This window comes from Bradyrhizobium sp., assembly GCF_016462955.1.
Classification (GTDB): Bacteria; Pseudomonadota; Alphaproteobacteria; order Rhizobiales; family Xanthobacteraceae; genus Bradyrhizobium.
Genome location: NZ_JAEMSD010000457.1, coordinates 1 through 5,529, shown reverse-complemented (window position 1 = coordinate 5,529; position 5,529 = coordinate 1). Strand labels below are relative to the sequence as shown.

Annotated in this window: 4 protein-coding genes and 1 pseudogene; 2 read left to right on the top strand and 3 right to left on the bottom strand. The window is 66.2% G+C overall.

Features of this window, described 5'->3' with window-relative positions; all coding sequences use genetic code 11:
• Nucleotides 1–524, bottom strand: a 524-nt coding sequence (locus tag JHD07_RS31535) for an FAD-dependent oxidoreductase (RefSeq protein WP_291629255.1), incomplete at its 3' end; no start/stop codon positions are given.
• 293 nt (nt 525–817) lie between these two features.
• Between JHD07_RS31535 and JHD07_RS31530 the strand changes: the two genes are divergently transcribed.
• Nucleotides 818–3,097 (top strand): spermidine synthase, encoded by a 2,280-nt coding sequence (locus tag JHD07_RS31530; RefSeq protein WP_291629253.1) that lies wholly within the window; start codon nt 818–820, stop codon nt 3,095–3,097.
• A gap of 146 nt (nt 3,098–3,243) precedes the next feature.
• Here JHD07_RS31530 and JHD07_RS31525 read toward each other — a convergent pair whose 3' ends face one another.
• Both JHD07_RS31525 and JHD07_RS31520 read right to left on the bottom strand, forming a co-directional pair.
• Nucleotides 3,244–4,239 carry a glycerophosphodiester phosphodiesterase gene (locus tag JHD07_RS31525; RefSeq protein WP_291629251.1) on the bottom strand — a complete coding sequence of 332 codons (996 nt, stop codon included), beginning with the start codon at nt 4,237–4,239 and terminating at the stop codon, nt 3,244–3,246.
• Between the two features lie 38 nt (nt 4,240–4,277).
• Nucleotides 4,278–5,063 (bottom strand): L,D-transpeptidase, encoded by a 786-nt coding sequence (locus JHD07_RS31520; protein ID WP_291629249.1) that lies wholly within the window; start codon nt 5,061–5,063, stop codon nt 4,278–4,280.
• Between the two features lie 256 nt (nt 5,064–5,319).
• Here JHD07_RS31520 and JHD07_RS31515 point away from each other — a divergent pair.
• Nucleotides 5,320–5,529, top strand: a pseudogene (locus tag JHD07_RS31515) (hypothetical protein); the annotation flags it as partial.

The window sequence follows — 5,529 nt, the reverse complement described above, 5'->3', positions numbered from 1 at the left end:
CGGCTCCTCTCCAGCGTGAGGCCGCGCAGGATGTTGGCCGTTCCCAGCGCGTTCACGGCTTCGCGGATCGCGCTCGTGCCAAAGCCGTCGAGGAGGTTCGGCGGCGCGCGCAGCACGAATTGTCTGAGCACGTCGGCGATGTCTTCCAGTTCCCGCGAGAAGCCGTCGAGGGCCTTCGCATCGTGCGCGCTGAGCCGGGCGACCGACGCCTTCGTCCGCCCCTCGCCGGTGAGAAGATAGTTGCCGTCGGGCGCGGGCAGGAAATTCTGCGCGCGGCGTTCGACCACCCGCAGGCCTTGCCCGGCAAGATCGAGGTCGCGGATCACTTGCGGATTGAGCAGGCTCACGGTGTAGGCCGCAACGGAGTTGCGGAAGCCCGGGTGAAACTCCTCGGTGACCGCGGCGCCGCCGACCACATTGCGCCGTTCTACCACGCGCACCCGCAAGCCCGCTTTCGCGAGATAGGCCGCGCAGGTGAGGCCGTTGTGGCCAGCGCCGATGATGACGACGTCGGTTTCGGTCATGAAGAATGCAAGATCCAGTGTTCTGTCATTCCGGGGCGTGCGAAGCGCGAACTAAGGTGCGGGCTCCGCACCAGAGAATCTCGAGGTTCCGGGTTCGATGCTTTGCATCGCCCCGGAACGACCTCCTTATATCAAGCATTCCCCACGGCAACATCACGTCACACTTTATTGCCCGTTCAGGCGCCTTGTGCTCCATTGCGCGCGGTCCGGCGCCCGCCGGGGCCATTGTCCGATGCGTTTCCTGGCGCGAACCGGTGCCGACTTCGCTGGAAAACGCTTTAGCCGGAGCTTTCATGGATTCGATCGTGCAACCCGCCGCCACGGAGCAGCCCTCGTCGTCGCGCAACCGGCTGCTGCTGACGGTCTACACCGCGGCGATCTTCGTCAGTGCGCTGCTGCTGTTCTCGGTGCAGCCGCTGTTCACGAAGATGGTGCTGCCGCGGCTGGGCGGCTCGCCGGCGGTGTGGTCGGTGGCCATGGTGTTTTTCCAGTCGCTGCTGCTGGCGGGCTATGCCTATGCGCATCTGCTAATGCAGGCGAGGAGTCGGATCGCTCCGGTGGCGGTGCATCTGCTGCTGCTGCTCGCGGCCTTCGCCACGCTGCCGCTCGGCATCGCCTCGGCCTATGGCGAGCCGCCGGCTTCGGGCTATGCGTTCTGGCTGCTCGGCCTGTTCGTGGTCTCGATCGGGCTGCCGTTCTTCGCGCTCGCCGCCAACAATCCGCTGCTGCAGGCCTGGTTCGTCCGCACCGGCCATCCTGCTGCGCACGATCCCTATTTCCTCTATGCCTCCTCCAACATCGGCAGCTTCCTGGCGCTGCTGTCCTATCCGTTCCTGCTCGAGCCGATGTTCACGCTGCAGACGCAGAACCGGTTTTGGGCCGCCGGTTACGGCCTGTTGATCCTGCTGATCGGTACTTGCGGCGTGCTGTTGTTGCGTTCGCCGAAGCCGGCGATGGCCAATGCGCGGGACGAGGAGGTGACTGCGCCGGCACCGGGTCTGCTGACCCGGCTGCGCTGGATCTTCCTCGCCGCAGTGCCGTCGGGCCTGCTCATCGCCGTCACCGCGCACATCTCGACCGACGTCGCGGCAGCGCCGCTGCTCTGGGTGCTGCCGCTGTCGCTGTATCTGCTGACATGGGTGGTGGTGTTCCAGTCGCGTCCGCTCTTGCCGCACAAATGGATGCTGATGCTCCAGCCGGTCGCGATCGCCGGTGTCGTCTGCCTGCTGGCTTTCGGCGGCGAGCAGAACCTGCTGCTCACGCTCGGCGGGCATCAATTGTGCTTCTTCGTCATCGCCATGGCCTGCCACGGCGAACTGGCGCGGACACGGCCGCCGGCGAAATATCTCACCGGGTTTTATGTTGCGCTGTCGTTCGGCGGCATGGTCGGCGGCCTGTTCGCGGGGCTGGTTGCGCCCTACACGTTCTCGTGGATCGCCGAATATCCGATCCTGATCGCGCTCGCCGCGCTGTGCCGTCCGTCCGCGACCGAACGCTTTGCAGTCATCGTCAGATGGTACTGGCTGGCGCTCGCCGCGCTCGCGGTGGCGCTCGTCGCGCCGTCCTATGTGACGGGCGACATCTCGACCTGGCTCGAGGATCATCGCGTCTGGGTCGCCGGCACCGTCGGCGGGCTCGCCGCGCTGCTCGCGCTGATCCTCAATGCCGACCGCTGGAAGATCTTCGCCACCGTCGCGCTCGCGCTGGTGTTGATCCGCGTCTATCCCGCCGACGAGGGCCGCGTCACGACCGTGCGCAGCTTCTTCGGCGTGCACAAGATCGTGGTGACGCCGGGCGGCTATTTCCACGTGCTGATGCACGGCACCACCATCCACGGCGCCGAGCGCTTCCTCAACAATGACGGCACGCCCGTAACCGGCCGGCCCGAGCCGATCACCTATTATCACGCGGACGGCGGCATCGGTCAGGCCGTCAGCGCGATGCGGGAGCGCAAGGGCGCGCCGCTCAAGGTCGCCGCGATCGGCGTCGGCTCCGGCACGCTCGCCTGCGCCGCCGCGCCGGGGGAGAGCTGGACCTTCTTCGAGATCGACCAGTCCATGGTCGACGCGGCGCGTGATCCCAGGAATTTCCGCTACATCTCGAGCTGCATGCCGGACATGAAGCCCGTCATCGGCGATGCGCGCCTCACCTTCGCCAAGGAGCCCGACGGCGCCTATGACCTCGTCATCGTCGATGCCTATTCGTCCGACGCGATCCCGATTCATCTTGCCACGGAAGAGGCGATGAAGATCTACAAGGATAAGCTGGCGCCGCACGGCGCCGTGGTGATGCACGTCTCCAACCGGCATCTCGATCTCGAGACCGTCGTGGTCGGCATCGCCGACGCCAACGATCTCAAGAGCTGGGTCTTCAACGAGGATTCGGGCCGCGATTCCGACTACATCTTCTCGACGGACGTCGTCATCTCTGCGCGCGAGGACGCCGACATCGGCCGGCTTGCGTCCTCCAAGCAGTGGGAACAGACCGAAGCCGACGACAGGGTGCGGGTCTGGACCGACGACTATTCCAACATCCTGGGCGCGCTGCATCGGCGTTGGAAGAACGGGGAGTAGGGGACGCTTCGGATGGTTTCGTGCCCCGGACGCAGCGCAGCGCTCCTTTAGCGGTGCGCTGCAGAGCCGGGGCCCATCGCGCGGCTTGCTGGGTCCCGGCTCTGCGAAGCAGCGTTGCACGCTGCGTCGCGTCCGGGACACGAGATCTAAGGCTCGACTGGTGTCCCCGCCGGCAGCGCAATTCCCTTCTCGCCGGCGACCTCGCGCAGCAGATCCGGCTTGTCCGAGATGATGCCGTCGACGCCGAGCTCTATCATGCGCGTCATTTCCTCGCGCTTGTTCACCGTCCACACCACGACGCGCAGTCCGAGCGCATGGGCCTCGGAAACCAGTGCTGCGGTCACGTCGCCGAAATAGGGCGACCAGATCGAGCCGCCGGCAGCCTTGATCGTGCGCGGCAACGAGCCGCCGTGATCGGCCGGGTCGAAACCTGCCGTCCAATTGGTCGCCTTGTCGCGTGCCACAGTCGGAGCCGAACCGCGCTGGAGAGTCAGGTACGCGGTCGGGATGTTCGGCGCCTGCTGCTGGACGAGAATCAGGGTTCGCCAGTCGAACGACTGGATCGTGACCCGGCCGGAGAATCCCTCGGTCTCGATCACTCCGAGCAGCTTCGCGACGAAGCCTTGCGGATCCAGCGTCTCATCCGGATGGTTCGGATTGATCTTGGTCTCGATGTTGAAGCGCACCTGCGTGTTGCCGGATTTACGGACCAGCGCGAACAGCTCGCGCAAGGTGGGAATGCGCGTCCCCGGCACGGCACGCTGGTCCGGGAATTGCCTCGCATAGGCACTGTCGGGGCGGATCCGGCCGACGTCATAGGTCCTGACCTCGTCGAGCCGCAATTTCACGAAAGGCGTGCCGGGCGGGGTGATGTAGGCGCCGGCCACATCCCGCGTGAGATCGGGATTGAGCCCGCGCTCATGCGAGACGATGACTTCGCCGTCTGCGGTCACGCCGACGTCGAGCTCCAGCGTATCCACCCCCATCGTCAGCGCGTGGGCGAAGGCCGGCAGGGTATTTTCCGGCCACAGCGCCCGCCCGCCGCGATGCGCCTCGAGATCGAAGGCCACGTCAGACCCCATCGCCCGTCCTGCCATCAGAACCCAGAGCACAGTCAGAATGATCGTGGCACGTGACGGCATGGTGCCTCGGCCGGTGCGGGCTGCTGCCGGAGGCTGCGTCAGTTCTGATAATAATAGCCGCGCGGCTGGTAATATTGCCGCGGCTGCGGCTGATAATAATAGCCCTGCTGGCCGTAGCCCTGATCGTAATATTGCCGCGGCTGCTGCTGGTAGACCTGCGCGTCATAGAGCGGGCGGCCGGCCGAGCGCGGCGCCGGATAGCGCGCGCCGGTGTCGCTGCCGTCGGCCGGGTAGATGTAGTTGTCATCCTGCGGCATGGAGCGGCGCGCAGGCTGCTGCGGCGGCGGCGTCAGGTTCACGGGATCGCCGGTGGTCGCGTATTGCTCTTCGGCAGGCTGCGGTGCGCGGGCCACCGCATTGGCGTTGCGGCCGCGCGGATTGCGCGCCATTGCCACCTGCGCCGAGCCGGTCAGCGTCACCGTGGTGTTGAGCACGCCCTGCTGCTGCACCAGCGCATAGAGCGTCGAGGCATTCTGGCGCGACAGCCGAACGCAGCCATGGGAGGCGGGCGAGCCGAGCCGGCCGACCGAGTCCGTGCCGTGGATGGCATGCCCGACCTTGGTGAAGAAGATCGCGTGAGGCATCGGCGCGTCGTCGAATTCCTTGGAATAGTGGTCCTCTTCCATCCGGAAGGCGCGAAACGCGCCGTTCGGGGTCTCGCGCGAGGGGACGCCGGTCGAGACCGGCCAGTGATAGCGCGCGACGCCGTCGACCGCGACGGTCATCTGCTGATTGTCCTTGTCGACGGTGATCTCGACCTTGGCCTGCGCGGCGCCCGCGCCTAAAACCAGCACTGCGGAGAAAGCGATGAAAAAGGTACGCATCTGGAAACGCATCGAGTCCTGGCCTCCGGCCTGTTCGCGCTAGGCGCCGCGGCGCTCCGTCCCCGGCGTGCAATATGCCTGCAATCCGGCTTTCGTTCCAGCGGCCCGGCCGCCCATCGTTAACGCGCCGCCTGATGTAAGCAAGCCCGCCTTGTGCCGCGAAGGTGCGGCGGCGCTGACATTTTCGCGAGCCGGGCGTGCGCTTGCATCGCCGACAATTGGTCGCAAAGGCGCAACCATTCCGGCGCGTCGAACGTTGAGCGTGTTCACCCTGCACCGGCGCATGCCGCCAAGCACCTCAGCCCTGGAATCGAAGATGAACAAAGTCCATGTCGCCGCGCTGCCGGCCGGTTTGCCCGTCCGCCTGCTGTTCGCAACCGCCGGACTCTTGTTCGCGCTGTTGTCGCTGCCCCAAGCGGGTCACGCCCAGGGCATCGTGCGCGGCGCCCGGGAGGGGGCCTATGAG

Excerpts from the sequence above, each read along its gene's own strand:
- JHD07_RS31530 (WP_291629253.1), top strand. The coding sequence starts at position 818 with ATGGATTCGATCGTGCAACCCGCCGCCACGGAGCAGCCCTCGTCGTCG.
- JHD07_RS31520 (WP_291629249.1), bottom strand. The coding sequence starts at position 5,063 with ATGCGTACCTTTTTCATCGCTTTCTCCGCAGTGCTGGTTTTAGGCGCG.
- JHD07_RS31525 (WP_291629251.1), bottom strand. The coding sequence starts at position 4,239 with ATGCCGTCACGTGCCACGATCATTCTGACTGTGCTCTGGGTTCTGATG.